12 protein-coding genes are annotated in these 18,962 nt (G+C 40.4%); 2 read left to right on the top strand and 10 right to left on the bottom strand.

Going from position 1 to position 18,962, the window contains the following annotated elements; translation table 11 throughout:
- The first annotated feature begins 36 nt into the window (after window positions 1-36).
- Complete coding sequence (gene sspO / locus DKZ56_RS10955; protein WP_208650026.1) at window positions 37-192, top strand: small acid-soluble spore protein SspO; 156 nt, start codon at window positions 37-39, stop codon at window positions 190-192.
- Window positions 193-276: 84 nt separating this feature from the next.
- On the opposite strand, the gene DKZ56_RS10960 is transcribed toward sspO, so the two are convergent.
- The gene (locus DKZ56_RS10960) at window positions 277-2,013 is read right to left on the bottom strand and encodes an ABC transporter ATP-binding protein (RefSeq protein WP_208650027.1); all 1,737 of its coding nucleotides are present in this window, start codon (window positions 2,011-2,013) and stop codon (window positions 277-279) included.
- Window positions 2,014-2,312: 299 nt separating this feature from the next.
- On the opposite strand from DKZ56_RS10960, the gene DKZ56_RS10965 reads away from it, so the two are divergent.
- Window positions 2,313-4,292 carry an acetoacetate--CoA ligase gene (locus DKZ56_RS10965; protein ID WP_208650028.1) on the top strand — a complete coding sequence of 660 codons (1,980 nt, stop codon included), beginning with the start codon at window positions 2,313-2,315 and terminating at the stop codon, window positions 4,290-4,292.
- Between the two features lie 321 nt (window positions 4,293-4,613).
- Here DKZ56_RS10965 and DKZ56_RS10970 read toward each other — a convergent pair whose 3' ends face one another.
- From DKZ56_RS10970 to asnB, 9 genes are all read right to left on the bottom strand, one after another.
- Complete coding sequence (locus DKZ56_RS10970; RefSeq protein WP_208650029.1) at window positions 4,614-5,999, bottom strand: ammonium transporter; 1,386 nt, start codon at window positions 5,997-5,999, stop codon at window positions 4,614-4,616.
- Window positions 6,000-6,020: 21 nt separating this feature from the next.
- Window positions 6,021-6,362, bottom strand: a complete 342-nt coding sequence (locus DKZ56_RS10975) for a P-II family nitrogen regulator (protein ID WP_208650030.1) — start codon at window positions 6,360-6,362, stop codon at window positions 6,021-6,023.
- Window positions 6,363-6,374: 12 nt separating this feature from the next.
- Window positions 6,375-7,712 (bottom strand): type I glutamate--ammonia ligase, encoded by a 1,338-nt coding sequence (glnA, locus tag DKZ56_RS10980; protein ID WP_208650031.1) that lies wholly within the window; start codon window positions 7,710-7,712, stop codon window positions 6,375-6,377.
- Window positions 7,713-7,746: 34 nt separating this feature from the next.
- Window positions 7,747-8,634, bottom strand: a complete 888-nt coding sequence (dapF, locus tag DKZ56_RS10985; protein WP_208650032.1) for a diaminopimelate epimerase — start codon at window positions 8,632-8,634, stop codon at window positions 7,747-7,749.
- A 4-nt stretch (window positions 8,635-8,638) separates the two neighbouring features.
- Entirely contained in the window at window positions 8,639-9,889 is a 1,251-nt protein-coding gene (locus tag DKZ56_RS10990; RefSeq protein WP_208650033.1) for an LL-diaminopimelate aminotransferase, read from the bottom strand.
- Window positions 9,890-9,899: 10 nt separating this feature from the next.
- Entirely contained in the window at window positions 9,900-11,375 is a 1,476-nt protein-coding gene (locus DKZ56_RS10995) for a glutamate synthase subunit beta (RefSeq protein WP_208650034.1), read from the bottom strand.
- Between the two features lie 16 nt (window positions 11,376-11,391).
- Window positions 11,392-15,870 (bottom strand): glutamate synthase large subunit, encoded by a 4,479-nt coding sequence (gltB, locus tag DKZ56_RS11000; protein ID WP_208650035.1) that lies wholly within the window; start codon window positions 15,868-15,870, stop codon window positions 11,392-11,394.
- Between the two features lie 266 nt (window positions 15,871-16,136).
- A complete protein-coding gene (locus tag DKZ56_RS11005) occupies window positions 16,137-17,000 on the bottom strand; it encodes an AraC family transcriptional regulator (protein ID WP_208650036.1) in 864 nt (287 codons plus the stop codon).
- A 97-nt stretch (window positions 17,001-17,097) separates the two neighbouring features.
- Window positions 17,098-18,945 (bottom strand): asparagine synthase (glutamine-hydrolyzing), encoded by a 1,848-nt coding sequence (gene asnB, locus DKZ56_RS11010; protein ID WP_425471024.1) that lies wholly within the window; start codon window positions 18,943-18,945, stop codon window positions 17,098-17,100.
- Window positions 18,946-18,962 lie beyond the last annotated feature (17 nt).

Genomic DNA, 18,962 nt, shown 5'->3' on the forward strand with positions numbered 1-18,962 from the left:
CCCCGAGGCAAACTAATTTCACGGAGGTGTTTTTTCATGGCAAAAAGGGAAAAGAAAAATTTAAGCGGAAACTTCAGCGATGAACAAGCGGTAAGAAAAAATTTGTCAAGGGAGTTTGACCACGAGCTGGCGAACGAACCGTTGACGCCGGAAGAAAAATATAACAATAAGAAAACAAAAAAGAGGCAGTGAGTATAAACTTGGACGATCATATTTATTTCCTCTTTTTCTAATTAAAATATCCCCCCACTTTTTATCCAAGTGGGGGGTGTGTTACTAAATAGTAATAAACTCTTCCGCTTTCTTAAACTGTGCGTTGTGCAAGTTGGCAAAGACGCCATTTAATGCTAAGAGTTCCTCATACGTTCCTTGTTCTACAATGCCGTTGTCCGTTACAACGAATATTTTATCCGCATTGCGAATCGTTGCTAGGCGATGGGCAATGACTAATGTTGTGCGGTTTTTGGTGAGCTCGTTCAACGATTTTTGAATGAGCATTTCCGTTTCTGTATCGAGGGCAGATGTAGCCTCATCCAAAATTAGGATTGGCGGGTTTTTCAAAAACATCCGCGCAATGGCAAGGCGCTGCTTTTGTCCACCCGACAATTTCAAGCCGCGCTCGCCGATTTGAGTGTCATACCCGTCAGGAAGGGATTCAATGAATTCCTTCAAATGGGCTTTTTCAGCAGCCGCTTTGATTTCCTCAAAGCTTGCCCCTAATCGGCCGTATTCGATATTTTCCCGAATTGTTCCCGTAAATAAAAACACATCTTGCTGCACAATGCCGATTTGTTCCCGCAATGATGTTTGCGTCATATCCCGAATATCGATGCCGTCAATGGTAATCGATCCTTCATTTACATCATAAAAGCGTGGGATTAATGAACAAATCGTCGTCTTCCCTGCTCCAGATGGGCCGACGAAAGCAATGGTCTGCCCTGCCTCTATATCAAAGGAGATGTTTTTCAGTACAGATTTCGTTTCATCATATTGGAAAGATACATTATGAAATGAAATATTTCCTTCCAAATGCGGCACTGCGATGGCATTTTTCCGATCTTTAATTTCCGGTTCTTGGCTAAGCAATTCCCGGAAACGCTTAAAACCAGCCATTCCTTTTGGATAAAGTTCCAACAATGCGCTAATTTTATCCACCGGTTTGATTAATACGTTTGTGTATAAGACGAAACTTACCAATTCACCGTAGGATAATTTGCCGTTGTAGCTCAGCCATGCGCCGACCACTAAAATAACCAAAGTGAGCAGCCGCGTCATAAAATAAATGCTGGAGTGGGTTCCGGCCATTACTTTATAGGCATAAAGCTTAGCGGCGCGGAAAAAGCTGTTTTGTTCACGGAAGCGTTTCATTTCAAACTCTTCATTCGTAAAAGCTTTCACTACCCGGATGCCTGAAACGCTGTCTTCCACTCTCGCATTGACATCCGCAATTTTGCTGTACATTTCTTTCCATGCATTGTTCATTTTCGTGTTGCAGTAAGTAACAAGCCAAATTAAAAACGGCATGAACACTAGGGCAATCAAAGCCAATGTTGGATTGATTTGGAACATAATGACAAAAGCGCCGACAAAAGTCATCATGGCAATAAAGAAATCTTCAGGTCCATGATGGGCAAACTCTCCGATATCAAACAAATCGTTTGTGATGCGGCTCATAATATGGCCGGTCTTCGTGTTGTCGAAAAACTTAAAGCTTTGTTTTTGAATATGATTGAACAAATCGCGCCGCATATCAGTTTCAATATTTATCCCTAGCTTATGCCCCAAATAGTTGACCACAAAGTTCATAAGGGTGCTTAAAAGATATACAAGGAGCAATAAGATGCTCACCTGCACAATTTTTCCCCAATTCCCTTCAGGCAGCAGCGTATCGATGAACCATTGCACCGCAATCGGAAAAAACAAATCTAAAATGGCCACAAAAACGGCACATGAAAAGTCGATGATAAATAATCGCTTATGCGGTTTGTAGTACGAAAAAAAGTGCTTTAACATTTTCTTTTCCTTTCTTTTGAATGTCACATCTTGAATTATACAAAAATCTGTCGCAAATTGATAATAAAACTACCCATCCATCCCTTTTTTCAAAGTATTTTAGGAGACGAATGGGTTTATTTTTTTTATACTTTTCTCATTTAATCCTTTCAAAATAGCATTATAAGTAAGAATTTTTTTCCTCTAGTATACATATTTAATTTATAGTTTAAATTCTACTAAGTTCCTTACATCCTGAAGCAGGCTTCTAATGTAAACTACCCAAACTAACTATTATTTTTTCTGAAAGGATGATTCGTATGGTTTCTGTAATCGAAGGAACACTGCTCTACAAAGCGGATGAAAATAAAATTGAAAACAGCGAATACAGCCGCTACAAAAAATGGTTGAAGGAGAAATATGGACTTGAATTTGAATCCCATCAAGCATTATGGGAATGGTCTACAACAGAAACAGAAGCTTTTTGGAAATCCATCTGGGAGTATGGAAAAATCATTCACAGCAAGCCTTATGATTCGGTTTTATCCGGCGAAAAAATGCCCTTTTTCAAATGGTTTCAAAACGCCCATCTGAATTATGTGGATCAAGTATTCCGCCACAAAGAGCAAAAAGGCCCGGCAATCATCTATAAATCCGAAAATCAAAAAACCCAATCCATTTCTTGGAGCGATCTTTACGAAAATGTCGCAACGCTTGCAAAATATATGAAGTTTATCGGCATCCAAAAAGGAGATCGGGTGGTCGCCTATGCTCCTAATATCCCTGAAACGGTCATCAGCTTTTTAGCCTGCGCAAGCATTGGGGCCGTTTGGGCAGTTGCCTCGCCGGATTTTGGCCTAAACAGCGTCGTTGACCGATTCAAACAAGTGGAGCCGAAACTTTTGATTGCCGTGAATGGCTATCAATATAATGGAAAGGTTTATGAAAAACTAGATACCATTCAACATTTACTAGAAGAAATTCCATCCATTGAACATTGCATCATTATTCAAAATGTTGGAGAGAAGCCGGCACTTAAGTCTTCCAACACCGTCCATTGGGAAGATGCTTTAAAAGATCGTACTAATGAAATCGAAAGTGAACAAGTGGAATTCAGCCACCCGCTTTGGATTTTATATTCTTCAGGAACAACAGGCTTGCCAAAACCCATTGTCCATTCCCACGGCGGAATCATCGTCGAACATATAAAAACTCTTCAAATTGAGGCGGATTTAGGAAAAGACGACCGATTTTTCTGGTTCACAACAACCGGTTGGATGATGTGGAATATATTAGTCAGCGGATTGATGACAGGCAGCACCATCGTTTTATATGATGGAAGCCCAAGCTATCCGAACCTTTCTGCTTTATGGGCCTATGCGGAAGAAGTAGGCATCACTGTTTTCGGCACAAGCGCCCCATTTATTGATATTTGTTTTAAACATAATTTCCAGCCAAACAGCTACTTTAAATTTCCAAAGCTGCGTACCGTATTATCTACCGGTTCGCCTTTATCCGCAGCTTGTTTCAAATGGGTATATGATGCTGTTAAACAGGACGTCTTGCTCGTTTCAATCAGCGGCGGTACGGATGTTTGCACGGGGTTTGTCGGTGGAAATATTAGTTTGCCTGTAAGAGCCGGCATTTTGCCATCCCGTTCATTAGGGGTGAAGGCGGAAAGCTACGATGAAGAAGGAAATTCCATCATCGGCTCCGTAGGCGAATTGGTGATAACAAAACCAATGCCATCAATGCCTATTTATTTCTGGGGAGATGAAGACTTTAGCCGATATTTGGACAGTTATTTCAGCACCTTTCCAAATGTTTGGCGCCATGGAGATTGGATTCAAATACATGAGGATGGATGCTGCATCATCTTTGGGCGTTCCGATGCAACCATCAACCGCTCCGGGGTGCGGATGGGGACGAGCGAGATTTATAAAATTGTTGAATCTTTCCCGGAAATCCTTGATAGTTTAGTTGTTGATTTAGAATACAAAGACCGTCCTACTTGCCTCTCTTTATTTATTGTCATGCAGGAGCCGGACAAATTAAATGATGAATTAAATCAAAAAATTTGCGATGCTATCAGAGAAAATTTATCTCCGCGATTTGTTCCTGATCGAATTCATGTCATTCAAGAAGTGCCAAAAACTTTGAACGGCAAAAAGTTGGAAGTGCCAATTCGCAAAATTTTGCTTGGCATGCCATTGGAGAAATCTATTAACCGCGATGCCATGGCAAACCCGAAATCGTTGGATTACTTTATCGAATTAAGCAAATCCTATCATACGAATTAAATATATTGGCGCTATCTCCAATGAAATGATTAGAGGTAGCGCCTTTAATTTTTGTTAAAGAATGATACAAATGTCCAAAAAATATCAACACAAAGATGGTCTAATCACACTTAAACCCGGATACATATCTTGCATTTCGTGGGCTTGTTTATTTCATGAATGGACAACGCTTAATACATTTTCAATTGAAGAGGATTGGGTTTCTGCCGATTTGAAGGATTGTTGGTATTGTTTGCAGCATTTGCAATTTCCGATACAGAAACAGCCACTTCTTCGGTAGTTGATGGATCACCACCTTATTTGGAAGTTTTTTGAGATGTCTTAAGAAGTTTTACTTTTTACGGCACCATGAGCAAGATTATTTAGCCGATCCGCCAAGCCTAGACCGTGTTCTGGTTTTTCATCGTTGCCATTGATGACTCTTTCAAGCAATGTTTGGCTCCATTCATAGGCATAAGAGCCGTGTTCAGAGTAATCAAGGCCAGCAATTTCATCTTCGGTAGAAACACGGATGGGATAAATGAAGTTGATTAGAACTGTTATGACACTAACGACGATTAGTGTATACACAATAACAGCCAAAACACCGATTGCCTGAATACCTAATTGTGATGCACCTGCACCGTAGAAAAGTCCACTGGAAGTCGAGAATAAACCTACTGCAAGTGTTCCCCAAATTCCGCAAATACCATGAACGGCAATGGCACCTACTGGGTCATCTACACGAACCTTCGTATCTAAGAAACGAACACCTTCTACTAATAAAATGCCAGATACACATCCAACAATAATTGAACCAATAATAGAAATATCTAATGCTCCAGCTGTAATACCTACCAAACCGCCTAAAACACCGTTTAATGAGATGGAAGGATCAATTTTTCCAAAACGGATTTTTGTATAAAGAGCGGAAACTACAAACGCAGCTGAAGTAGAAAGTAAAGTTGTGGCAATGACATGAGGTACTGCACTTGTATCTGCTGCAAGGGTACTAGCACCGTTGAAACCGAACCAACCTAACCATAGTACAAATACCCCAAGTGCTCCAAGAGGAATATTATGGCCTGGAATAACGTTGACTTTTTTGCCTGTATATTTGCCAATACGAGGCCCAAGGAAAATAACAACTGTTAAAGCGGCAATGGCACCTGTTAAATGCACCACTGTGGAACCTGCAAAATCAGTAAATCCTAGTTGTGCAAGCCATCCATCACCTGACCATACCCAATGGCCAATAATTGGGTAAACGATGATGCTCATTCCAACAGCAATCAAAATATAGCTCATGATATGGATTCGTTCAGCAACTGCTCCTGAAATAATGGTGATGGAAGTTGCTGCAAACATTGCTTGGAATACGAAGAAGTCGATATCTTCTCTTCCGGATAGGAAGAATCCATTCGTACCGACGAATCCGCCAGCTGTATCTCCAAACATAAGCCCAAAGCCTACCATAAAATATAATATGGAAACAATACTGATCGTTAAGAAGTTTTTCATGATAATGTTCAAAGAGTTTTTCGCTCTTGTAAAGCCCGTTTCCACAAGGGTAAATCCGGCATGCATAAAGAATACTAAGACAGCGCCTAACATTACCCAGACAAGGTTTATGGATAATTCCAATGATTCAACAGTCGGAGCTTGTGCATAAGCTGGCATTGCAGCGAACAGTAATAATGGGAAAATAGATAATAGTTTTTTCTTCATCTCTTCTCGACTCCTCTCTTCTTATATAATCGCTTCTTGGCCATGTTCGCCTGTTCGAATGCGAATCGCATCTTCTACAGGGATAATAAAGATTTTCCCATCACCTACCGATCCTGTATTGCAAGTTTTCTGAATAACTTCGACTACTTCTGGAACTTTTTCGTCGTCAACCACCAATTCAATTTTTAATTTAGGGAGGACTTTTATTTCAAAGGTTGTGCCTCGAAATAAACCTTCCATCCCTTTTTGTTTGCCGCTACCGGCGGCTTCCGTTACCGTCATGCCGCCGATACCGATGGAAAACAAGTTATCCCGCAATTCTTTAAACACTTCTGGACGGGTAATCACTTCAACTTTTTTCATAGAGCGTCCCCCTTAGTATAGAGTGATATAGCGTTCACGTTCCCATGGATGCACGTTAATTCTGAATTCATCCCATTCGATGCGTTTTGCTTCAATAAAGTGTGTTGTAATATGTTCGCCAAGGGCTGCTTTAATCACTTCATTTTGTTCCAACGCGTCCAATGCTTCTTTGAGGCTTTCTGGAAGACTCTTAATTTTTAATTCTTCTAATTGATCTTCATCCATTTTGTAAATGTTGGAGTTTACAGGATCACAAAGGGTTAATTTGTTTTTAATGCCGTCCAGACCTGCAGCTAGCATAACAGCTAATGCGAGATATGGGTTTGCTGATGGATCTGGATTTCTTAATTCAATACGAGTGCTTAATCCACGGCTTGCTGGAATACGTACAAGAGGACTGCGGTTTTTGCCTGACCATGCAATATAACATGGAGCTTCATAACCTGGAACTAATCGTTTGTAGGAGTTTACTGTTGGATTTGTAATGGCTGCGAAACTGTAAGCATGTTTTAGAATTCCTGCTAAATATTGTTTCGCTGTTTCACTTAAACCTAGTTCATCGTTTTCATCATAGAAGGCATTTTCATTTCCACGGAAAAGAGATTGGTGGCAGTGCATACCTGAACCATTTACGCCATAGAGAGGTTTTGGCATGAATGTGGCATGCAATCCATGTTTTCTAGCAATATTTTTTACTACTAATTTGAAAGTTTGAATATTGTCAGCCGTTTCGATAGCATCGGCATATTTAAAGTCAATTTCATGTTGACCAGGCGCAACTTCGTGGTGAGAAGCTTCAATTTCAAAGCCCATTTGTTCTAAAGTTAGAACGATATCACGACGGCAGTTTTCTCCAAGGTCCGTTGGCGCTAAATCAAAGTAGCCGCCTTGGTCATTTAATTCCATTGTTGGGTTGCCGCTTGCATCTGTTTTAAATAAGAAGAATTCTGGTTCTGGACCTACATTCATTGCTGTAAATCCAAGTTCGTTGGCTTCTTTTAAAACTCGTTTTAAAACTCCGCGTGGGTCGCCAGGGAATGGATTGCCATCTGGCAAGTATACATCACAAATTAAACGGGCCACTTTTCCGTATTCTGTTTCCCAAGGGAAGATCAGCCATGTGTTTAAATCCGGATATAAGTACATATCAGATTCTTCAATTCTTACAAACCCTTCAATAGAAGAACCATCAAACATGATTTTGTTGTCTAAAGCCTTTGGCAATTGGCTTAACGGAATTTCAACGTTTTTAATAATTCCGAATAAATCTGTGAATTGTAAGCGAATATAGCGCACGTTTTCTTCTTCTGCGATTTTTAAAATGGCTTCTTTTGTATAATTTTTCTTCATAAACTGTTTCCTCCTCCAAATTGTTATCCAATAATTATTGTCCTGCTGCTTTAAGCATCTTTTCTTTGGTGAAATGTTCTAATTTAATTTCACCGTGGCAGATGTACTCTGCCCTACCCTTCATCCAAATATGATTGTTTTCATCCCACCGAATCTCTAAATCACCTCCTGGAAGATGTACGGTTATTAATTGGTTCTTCTCAATCTTTTTATTTAAGGTGGCTGCGACAACTGCTGCACAAGCACCTGTTCCGCATGCCATTGTAATACCTGAGCCTCTTTCCCAAACTCGATAATCGAGTTCTTTGGAATTTTTAACAGTTACTATGCCGACATTGACTCTTTCGGGAAATATTTCAGCATGTTCGATGATGGGACCGATTTTCTCAAGGGGTACGTCATGAACATTGTCAGCAAATATGATGGCATGTGGGTTACCCATGGAGACACACGTTAAATGGTAGAGATTTTCACCAATGGTAAATGGTTCATTGATGGTCATCGTCATAGGCTCCCCTTTCATTGGAATCATTCCTTTTAACAATTTCGGTTCACCCATATCAACCGTCACAAATTCCACTTCTTTTTTCTTTTCTGAAATATGGACTTCTACAATTCCACCGAGGGTTTCAATGGTAAAACTCTCGGAAACTATAAACTGATGATCATATAAATATTTCGCAACACATCTTAATCCGTTGCCGCAATTTTTTCCTTCTGAACCATCTGCATTAAAGATTCTCATCCTGAAGTCCGCCACTTTTGAATCGCAAATGAGGATTAAACCATCAGAACCAATGCCAAATCTCACATCGGAAAGATTTCTAGCAAGTGTTGGAAGATATTCATCTTCTAAGGTGTTTTCTAAAAGATTGATTAAGATATAATTATTTCCTAATCCATGCATTTTCGTAAATAGCATTTCATCACCTTCTTTTAAATATGAACTGAACTCCCTTCAAGCGTCTCTCCATTTCCTTCATCACTTGTTGTTCTTCTTCTTCGGAATTTGCTTCAAAGGTGACGGAAAATCTGATGAAGCTTCCCGCATCATCCCATGGAACTGTTGAAATAAGGTGTTCCCGAATGAGATATTGCGAAAAATCTTCCGCTGATTGAAATGATGGACCACCTTCTACTCCGATTGGCGCTTCTGCGTACAAGTAAAAGGAGCCTTTTGGTTTTTCTACTTGGAAACCACATTCGCGAAGAATAGTGACTAATAATTCATGACGGCGGGAATACTTTTTTGCAGTTTCTTCTGTTATTTCTGGATGGGATAAGGCAAAACATGCGGCTTTTTGGATTGGAATGAATTGACCGGAATCGCTGTTGTCTTTTACCGTTTGGAAAGCTTTAATACATTTGGCATTTCCAGCGATAAACCCAATTCTCCAACCGGTCATATTGAAAGACTTGGATAATGAATGAAGCTCTACTCCAACTTCTTTTGCACCAGGTACGGATAAAAAGCTGAGAGGTTTTTCGCCGTCAAACATCAACGCTGCATAGGCGGCATCATGGACAACAATGAGGTGATGTTTTTTTGCAAACGCGACGACTTCTTCAAAGAATTCTTTCGTTGCTACCGCACCAGTCGGATTGTTTGGATAGTTTAAATAAAGCAGCTTTGCTTTTTTCAACACTTCTGGATTAATTTGATCGAGACGAGGTAAAAATCTGTTTTCTTTATGGAGTGGAAGATGGACAACTTCTCCGCCAAAATATTTTGTGTAAGTGCCAAGCACCGGATAGCACGGTGATGGCATCAACGTTATATCGCCTGGATTAATGAAAGCTGCAGGCAATAAGCTGAGACCTGATTTTGAACCAATGACGTGGTTGATTTCCGTTTCAGGGTCAAGGTCAGGAACGTTAAACACTTCCGCCATATAGCGGAAAGCAGCTTCTTTAAATTCCTGAATTCCGTTATCTGCATAAAATCGGTTTTCAGATTTTGCTGCTTCTTCATATAGTTTGTCAACTACTCTCCTGTCTGCCATAGCGTCAGGTTCCCCAACGCCTAAATCAATTAATGGCACATCCGGTTTTTCTTTCATGGCCTGCCTTTTAGCTCTCTTGATCTTTTCAAATTTAAAAATTTCTTCTTTTAGACCGAAGGAGGGACCTCCAATTCGATCTGCAAATAATTGTTGGATATAATCAACTGCTTGCACCGTATCCCCCCTAAATTGGTAAGTTTACTTTATTTATTACATATTCATGGCAACTTTTTGCTGCTTCCTTTCCTTCTTGAATCGCCCAAACAATTAAACTTTGGCCTCTTCTTGCATCGCCTGCCACAAAGACATTTTCTACGGCTGTTTGGAAAGTACGGCTATTTCTCAATCCTTTTACATCAATGTTTAATTGATCAAAGAGTTCTCTTTCTGGCCCTTCAAATCCAATGGCTAAAAGGACGAGCTGAGCGGGTATGGTTTTTTCTGTATTTGGGATAGGTTCTCGAATCTTTTCACCTTTTTCATTAATGATGGTTTTCATGCCAACGCTTTTTACTGCCGTGAGTTGGCCTTGTTCATCCCCGATGAATTCCAAAGCAGAAGTTGCAAATAGTCTTGGATCATTGCCAAATTTCGCCTTTGCTTCTTCTTGGCCGTAATCCAATTTATAAACCATTGGATATTGAGGCCATGGATTATCGGGTGTGCGTTCTGTTGGACGTTTAGGATAAATATCGAATTGAACGACGCTTTTGCAATTTTGTCTTAGGACAGTAGCGATGCAGTCTACCGCTGTGTCTCCTCCTCCGATAACTACTACATCTTTGCCTTCAGCGGAAATATATTGGCCATTTTTAAAATTGGAATCTAACATACTTTTTGTATTGGCGTGCAAGAAGTCCATTGCAAAATGGATGCCTTTTAAATTTCTGCCATCGACTTCTAAATCGCGGGGTTTTGTAGCGCCTGTGCAAAGGATGACCGCATCAAACTCTTTTTGCAGCTTTTCAATCGGATAATCCTTTCCTACTTCCACATTGGTTAAGAAGGAAATGCCCGATTCTTCCATCAGGCGAATTCTTCGATCAATGACAGATTGTTCGATTTTCATTTTAGGAATACCGTAAGTAAGCAGCCCACCCACTCGGTCACTTCTTTCAAAAACAATTACGGAATGGCCGTATTGATTTAATTCGTAAGCGCAAGCCAAGCCAGCCGGGCCGGAACCAACTACGGCAATTTTGATTCCTGTACGCATTTTTGGAATTTGCGGTTTTACCCATCCTTCTTCAAAAGCTTTTTCAATAATGGCCCACTCAATATTTTTTATCGTTACGGAACTTTCATAGAGGGAAGCGACACATCCAGCTTCACAAGGCGCTGGACATGCCCTTCCTGTAAACTCTGGGAAAGGATTCGTTTTAGTTAATCTTTCATATGCTTCTTTCCAATCCCCTCGATAAACAAGCTCATTCCATTCAGGAATTAAGTTAAATATTGGGCATCCTGTCGACATTCCTCCTATATGAGAGCCGTTTTGACAAAATGGAACACCGCAATCCATGCATCGAGATGCTTGCTGTCTTAAACTGCTTTCAGGAAGCAAGTTTGAAATTTCCTTCCAGTCTTGGATTCTTTCCAACGGGTCACGATACTGGGCATTTTGCCTTTTATATTCTATAAATCCAGTAGGTTTTCCCATTTCTTTCACCGCCCTCTCACGCTAAATAGTTGTTTAATAAGTACGGTTCTTCTTTTTCTAAAATTTCTTTATATTTGTAAGGGATGACGCGAATAAAGTTCGCTGCTTCCAACTCCCAATTTTGCAGAATCCGCTTTGCCACAGCGCTGTTTGTTTGCTGATAATGCTCTTTGATTAATGCTTTGACAAAACTCAATTCTTGCTGATCCTTCATATCTTCAAGCAATACAAATTCATCATTATAAGTTTCTGTAAAATGATTGTTGGCTGGAGAATATACGTAGGCGATTCCGCCAGACATGCCGGCCGCAAAGTTCTTTCCAACTTCTCCTAAAACCACCACTCGGCCGCCTGTCATATATTCACAACCGTGATCTCCAGTCCCTTCTACTACCACATGAGCGCCGCTGTTTCGAACGCAGAATCGTTCTCCGGCTTTCCCGCGAATAAAGGCTTTCCCACCTGTTGCCCCATAGAAAGCAGCGTTTCCAATAATCACATTTTCTTCTGCAACAATTTTCGAATGAGAAGGTGGCGCCACAATAATCTTTCCGCCGGATAATCCTTTACCAACATAATCATTCGCTTCGCCTTCTAACTTCAACGTGATGCCTTTTGGGATAAATGCCCCAAAACTTTGGCCGGCAGAACCATGGAAATGAACTTGAATTGTATCTTCTTTTAATCCTTCACTGCCATATTTTTTCGAAACTTCGTAACCGAGCATCGTGCCGACTGAACGGTTTATATTTTGGATTGGAAGTGTTATTTGAACAGGCTGCTTATGAACGATCGCTTTTTGGCTTAATGGAATCAATTGTTCATAATCCAGCGTCTGTTCTAATTGGTGATTTTGGCTTTGCGTTGCTACGCAATCACCTTTATACCGAACAAATAGGGGGGAAAAGTCGAGTTTCTTTTCTTTCCAATCCATATCATCTTTCACTTGAATAATATCTGTTCTTCCTACCATTTCTTCCAACGTTCTGAATCCTAGTTCTGCCATAATTTCACGAACTTCTTGAGCAAGAAAATACATCAAATGAACCACGTGATCAGCAGTGCCAACCATTTTCTTACGAAGTTGTGGATTTTGAGTCGCAATTCCTACAGGGCATGTATCCAAGTGGCAAACCCTCATCATCACACAGCCAAGGGAAACAAGGGGCAATGTAGAGAATCCAAATTCTTCAGCACCTAATAGTGCAGCAATAATAACGTCTCTACCGTTCATCAATTTTCCGTCTGCCTCAAGTACCACTTTGTTTCTCAACCCATTTAACATCAATGTTTGATGGGCTTCCGCTAAACCTAATTCCCAAGGGAGCCCCGCATGTTTAATGCTCGTTTTGGCAGCTGCGCCTGTTCCGCCATCATAGCCGCTGATGAGAATCACATCGGCTTTCGCTTTCGCTACACCTGCCGCGATTGTTCCTACACCGCTTTCGGAAACAAGCTTAACGCTGATGCGGGCTTCAGGATTGGCATTTTTTAAGTCGTAAATTAATTGTTCCAAATCCTCAATAGAGTAAATATCGTGATGCGGAGGCGGTGAAATAAGTTCAATGCCAGGTGTTGAACCTCTAGTTTTGGCAACTTCCACCGTCACTTTATGGCCGGCAAGCTGTCCGCCTTCACCCGGTTTTGCCCCTTGCGCCATTTTAATTTGAATCTCATCGCAGTTTACTAAATAGTGGCTTGTAACCCCGAATCGACCGGAAGCTACTTGTTTAATACGGCTTAATTTTGAATCGCCGTTTGGCAACGGAATGTAGCGGTTTGGATCTTCTCCACCTTCGCCTGAGTTGCTTTTTGCGCCAATTCGGTTCATGGCAATGGCTATGGCTTCATGGGCTTCTTTGCTGATGGATCCAAAAGACATCGCACCGGTTTTGAAACGTTTGAAAATGGATTCAATCGGTTCTACTTCCTCAATTGGAATTGGTTTTCGGTCGCTCTTTAATTCAAACAAGCTTCTTAATGTTGTATGGCTTTCCTTTGAAAGCATGTCACTGTATTTTTTATAAAGCTCATACTTGCCAGTGCGGCATGCAAGCTGCAATGTATGAATCGTTTCAGGGCGATACAGATGTTCTTCCCCATTTTTTCGCCATTGGAAATCTGAACCTTCCTCCAAGAGCAGTTTTTCATCTTCCCAAGCTTTGTTATGGCGAGCAACGGTTTCCTTTGCTATATCCGTTAAATCAAGGCCTCCGATTTGTGAAACCGTCCGTGGAAAATATTGATTTATCACATCTTGGCTAATGCCGACCGCTTCAAAAATTTGTGCCCCGATATAGCTTTGAACCGTTGAAATACCCATTTTGGACATGACTTTTAAAATACCTTTTGTAATCCCTTTTACATATTTTCCAATGAAATCGTCTTTTTCGTTTTCTTCCAATTGGGAAAGGGATGCATACACTAAGTAAGGATAAATAGCATTTGCCCCATAACCTAGCAAGGCAGCGAAATGATGAACTTCTCTCGGTTCTCCCGATTCAATAATCAGGCTCACTTTATTGCGCAGGCCTTTTTTGATTAAATGATGATGGACGCTGGAAACGGCAAGCAATGATGGGATGGCTGCATTTTCTTTATTGACGCCTCGGTCGCTAATAATGAGCAATTGATAGCCATCTTTTGCTGCTTTTTCTGCCTGTTTCAGCAGTTTTTTTAAATGTTCTTCCATCAATTCAGGCTGCTTTGCAGGGAATAAAGATGAAAGTTTTTTCACTTTCCATCCGTTTAAATGTAAACTCATCAACTTCACCCAATCGTGTTTCGTTAGGATTGGAGATTTCAGTTTGATTTTGTGGTAATCTTTTCTTTTTGGATTTAATAAATTTCCTTCTCCCCCTAAATACACTTCCATGGATGTTACATACGTTTCACGGATTGCATCGATAGGAGGATTCGTTACTTGGGCAAATCGTTGTTTAAAGTAGTTGAACAACAGCTGCGGTTTTTTTGATAAAACAGCCAGCGGACCATCATAGCCCATTGAACCAACCGGATCATCTTCGCGCATCGCAAGGGGTTTAATATATTTCTCCCATTCTTCAAAGGTATAGCCAAAGGCCTTTTGAAGAAGGACAAGTTGTTTTTTGTTGAACTTTCTCGCTTTTTCGATATTCAACGCCGGAATGTTATCCAGTGGCAGAATCATTTCAGCTGCCCACTGTTCATACGGTTGTTCAATCATAATTTGCTGTTTTAGTTCTTCATCGAACAACACTTGATTTGTCTCAAAATCTACTAATAGCATTTGCCCTGGTTTTAGCCGTCCTTTTTGAACGATTTTTTCTTCTGGAATATCAACAACGCCGACTTCTGAAGAGAGATAGAAAAAGTCATCCTTTGTCAAAATATATCGTGCAGGCCGCAAACCGTTCCGATCGAGACAAGCGCCGGCTTGCTTTCCATTAGTGAATCCCATGGCAGCTGGACCATCCCATGGCTCCATCAACAAGCTGTGGTATTCATAAAACGCCCGCTGTTTTTTTGAAAGCAATGTATTGTTTTGCCAAGGTTCAGGAATCATCATCATCATCGCCTGTGGCAAAGACCAGCCGGAAAGCACTAAATGTTCCAGCACATTGTCAAACATTGCCGAGTCGCTGCCGTCTAAATTGACGATTGGCTGAAGTTCTTCTACTTTTACACCGAACACATCTGAATGCATCGATGCTTCTCGGGCAAAAATCCAATTCACATTGCCGTTGATTGTATTAATTTCCCCGTTGTGCATGATCATCCGATTCGGTTGGGCTCTGCTCCAACTTGGGAAAGTATTTGTACTGAAACGGTTATGAACCATTGCCATTTTTGATTTATAATTTTCATTCGTTAAATCTTTATAGAAATTTTTTAATTGTTTCGGAAGCAATAGTCCTTTATATACAATTGTTCTGGATGAAAAACTGGAAATGTAACAAGCATCTTTATTTTTTTCGAACTCACTAAATGTCTTTTCGATGTTTCGACGAGCTACGTACAAACGTCTTTCAAAGTCATCTTCTTGAATCTTAGACGTTGGCAATACGAATAATTGGTGAATTGAAGGGGCTAACTTGATTGCTTCCTTTTGCAGCGCTTCTTCGTTCGTTGGCACTTTTCGCCATCCAAATAACTCTAAACCGCTCTTTTCAACGATTTCTTCGATTTTTGATTGATATTCAAGCAGTTTTTTTTGTTCGTTCGGCAAAAAAATCATCATAACTCCGTAATGACCGGATGGTGGAAGTTGTTTTCCGTTCTTTTCCCACTCTTTCGAAAATAGTTCATGTGGTATATCCGTTAAAATACCAGAACCATCTCCTAATGTTTCCTCCACATCTCGCCCTCCGCGATGGCTTAACCGTTCAAGGGCTTCCAACGATTGGGATACAAGAGAATGTGTTTTCTCCCCATTAATATTTGCTAATAAGGCGATTCCACACGAGTCATGTTCCAATTGTGGGTTGTACATGCCTTGATTGAGTTGTTGTTTCATTTTTTGCACCCCTTAATTCTTCCTGATTTCTTATATTTACATCCTATCAGTTTGAAAAATAAAAATATTTAGACTATTAAGTCGAATATTTGCACTTTTTTACACAACCTATAAATAAGAAAAAACTTCAATTACATCTTCCGCCACAAGCCTAGCTATTAATGGTGGAAGAGCTTAAAATAATTAATAAAATAAACCGGCTTTTTTGTGGAAAATGCCGGCTTTAGTTTAGGAGCTATTTTTTTGCCTTTCAGTGAACCAATCTGTTAGGCGTTTTTTCTTCTTGATGATGTTATTTTCGCTAGACCGGGTTTTTGAATTCCTGTAATCATCCGGATTTCTGAAGGACTTTTTCCTGTATATGCTTTAAATTGACGGCTGAAAAAGTGAATATTGTTATAACCAAGGGCATCCGCTACTTCTGTTACAGACATCCCTGTATAATGCAGTAGATGCTCGGCTCTTTTAATGCGCGTTTCAACAATGTAAGATTGTATTGTTTGCCCCGTGATTTCTTTAAACTTTTTAGAAAAATAGCGCGGTGAAAAGTTTGCACGGGCTGCTAAACTTTCAACTGTATGATTGTCTCCAGGATGCTGCTGCACAAAATTGGCCACTTCTCTGATTGTATAAAGAATTTGGCTTTGCAACCCTTTATCTTCATCCTTCTGCAACTCTATTTTTGTTTGCTGGTCATTTCTTATCAGATGAATCATGAGCTGTTTTAAAATCAGCTTTCCTTCCATTTCCGCTCCAAAGGTATCTATTAAAAATAATCGGACATATTGGCTTAATAAGGATTCAAAATGAATGCGGTCTTCTAAAACTCGATAATGATTTGGAATGATTTCAGGTTCTCCATCTACATCAAAATGAATGTACGTAATCACCAATGGATTTGACGGATCGTGAGTGGCAGTTGTCCAATCCCCTGGACGAAATAGGAAACACGTTCCCCTTTCCAATGGATAATCTTTTCCGTTCAATCTCAAATTTCCTTTGCCGCTCCATATATAAATCAAATCATAATTTGGAATGGGTGCTTTTCGTTTCCATTGCCAATTAGGTTCACAATTAATTGTTGCTAATGCAGGTTTAATGATGAATTGTTCAGGGTTTAAATTTAACATTTAGATCGCCTTCCTTTCCCATGATTAGTCAACCTTTTTCGAGATTCTCCCTCCCATCTTCTTCTCTTGTTGATGGCGGGAGAACGCTGCAATGGAACTATGCGTCAACAAGATTCACATGATATAAGTCTAGCCATAGATTCATTTGCACTAAATGGGCCATGAGCTGTGGACCGGTCATTAATTGCCCGAACCATGGCAGTTTTATCGATTCATTGGCGTTCAGTATTTCTTCGACTTTTTCTTTTGAAAGAATCTCTAGAATTGGCGAGCTTTTCTTATCGATAATTTGCTGCAACATTTCTTTTACAAGTTTCGTATATTTCGGATGATGTGTTTTTGGGTATGGGCTTTTTTTACGATATAAGACTTCATCAGGCAAAATTCCTTCCAACGCTTTTCGCAATAAGCCTTTCTCTCTTCCATTTAACATTTTCATTGTCCACGGTATGTTCCATGCATATTCCACAATTCGATGGTCGGCGAAAGGAACGCGCACCTCAAGACTTGCTGCCATGCTCATGCGGTCTTTGCGGTCAAGCAATGTTGCCATAAACCATATCATATTTAGATAAAACATTTCTCTCCGTCTTGCTTCTACCGGATCTTCTCCCTCCAGTTTCGGCACTTCTTGAAGGGTTTCGTGATATCGTTCGTTAACATATTCCTCTAATTTCAATTTTTCTTTCCAATCCGCTAGAAGAAGTTCACGCCTTAAAGTTTGGGATTGCATCCAAGGAAAATTTTTTCCTTTTAGCAATTCTTCTTTGTAAAACCATGGATAGCCGCCGAAAATTTCATCGGCACATTCGCCAGACAATGCTACGGTAAATTGCTTTTTAATTTCCTTTGAGAACAAGAGCAAAGATGAATCAATATCCGCCATTCCCGGCAAATCTTTGGCAATCACTGCATCTTTCAATGCTTCTGCAAGCCGTTCGTGAGAGAGTGTAACGGTTTGATGATTTACGCCAAAATGTTGAACGACTTTTTCAATCCAAGGGCGATCTTCATCCGGCTGAAATAAACTTTTTTGAAAGTAGGAGCTGTTTTCTTCGTAATCAATGGAATAAGTATGAAGGGCCCCTCTTTCTTGCTTATTGAAATAGTTCGAAGCAATCGCCGTAATGGCGCTGGAATCCAAGCCGCCGGATAAAAAGGTGCAAACAGGAACATCCGCCACCAGTTGTCTTTCCACTGCATCTTTAATGAGATAGCGTAAATGTTCAATGGTTTCTTCCAAGGAATGTTCATGCTTTTCACTTTTTACATTCCAATACCGTTGTATCCGAAGACCATGCCGATCAAAAATTAGAAAGTGGGCCGGCCTTAATTCAGAAATTCCTCGAAAAATGCCGTGTCCTGGTGTACGTGAAGGGCCTAACCCCAATAATTCCTGCAATCCTTCCCGGTCAATTTCTGCTTTCACTTCCGGGTGGGCAAGGATTGCCTTCAACTCGGAGCCAAACAATAAGCTGTTTCCGTCGTATTTATAAAATAACGGTTTTACTCCAAGCCGGTCTCTCGCCATGTACAATTTTTCACATGCAGCGTCCCAAACAGCGAAAGCATAAATGCCATTTAGATAATTCACACAATCTTCTTTCCATTCTATATAAGACGTCAACAATACTTCTGTATCCGAATGGGACTGGAATTGGTATCCCCGTTTTTTTAGTTCATTCCTCAATTCTTCTGTATTGTATAGTTCGCCATTATAAACGATGGTGTATGAATTTTTGCCTTTCGTTTTTGTCATGGGTTGAATGCCGCCAGCGGGATCTACTACGATGAGCCGTGTATGGCCAAGTGCTATATGTGTGTCGCAAAAATGATTCGTTGCATCTGGTCCTCTTTTCTCCAACGTTTGTGCCATCATTTGTATCGTGACTTCGTGATGTTTCATTTCTTCATTCCAGTGAACCCAGCCTGTAATCCCACACATCATCCATCACTCTTTCG

The organism is Ureibacillus thermophilus (assembly GCF_004331915.1).
Lineage (GTDB): Bacteria > Bacillota > Bacilli > Bacillales_A > Planococcaceae > Ureibacillus > Ureibacillus thermophilus.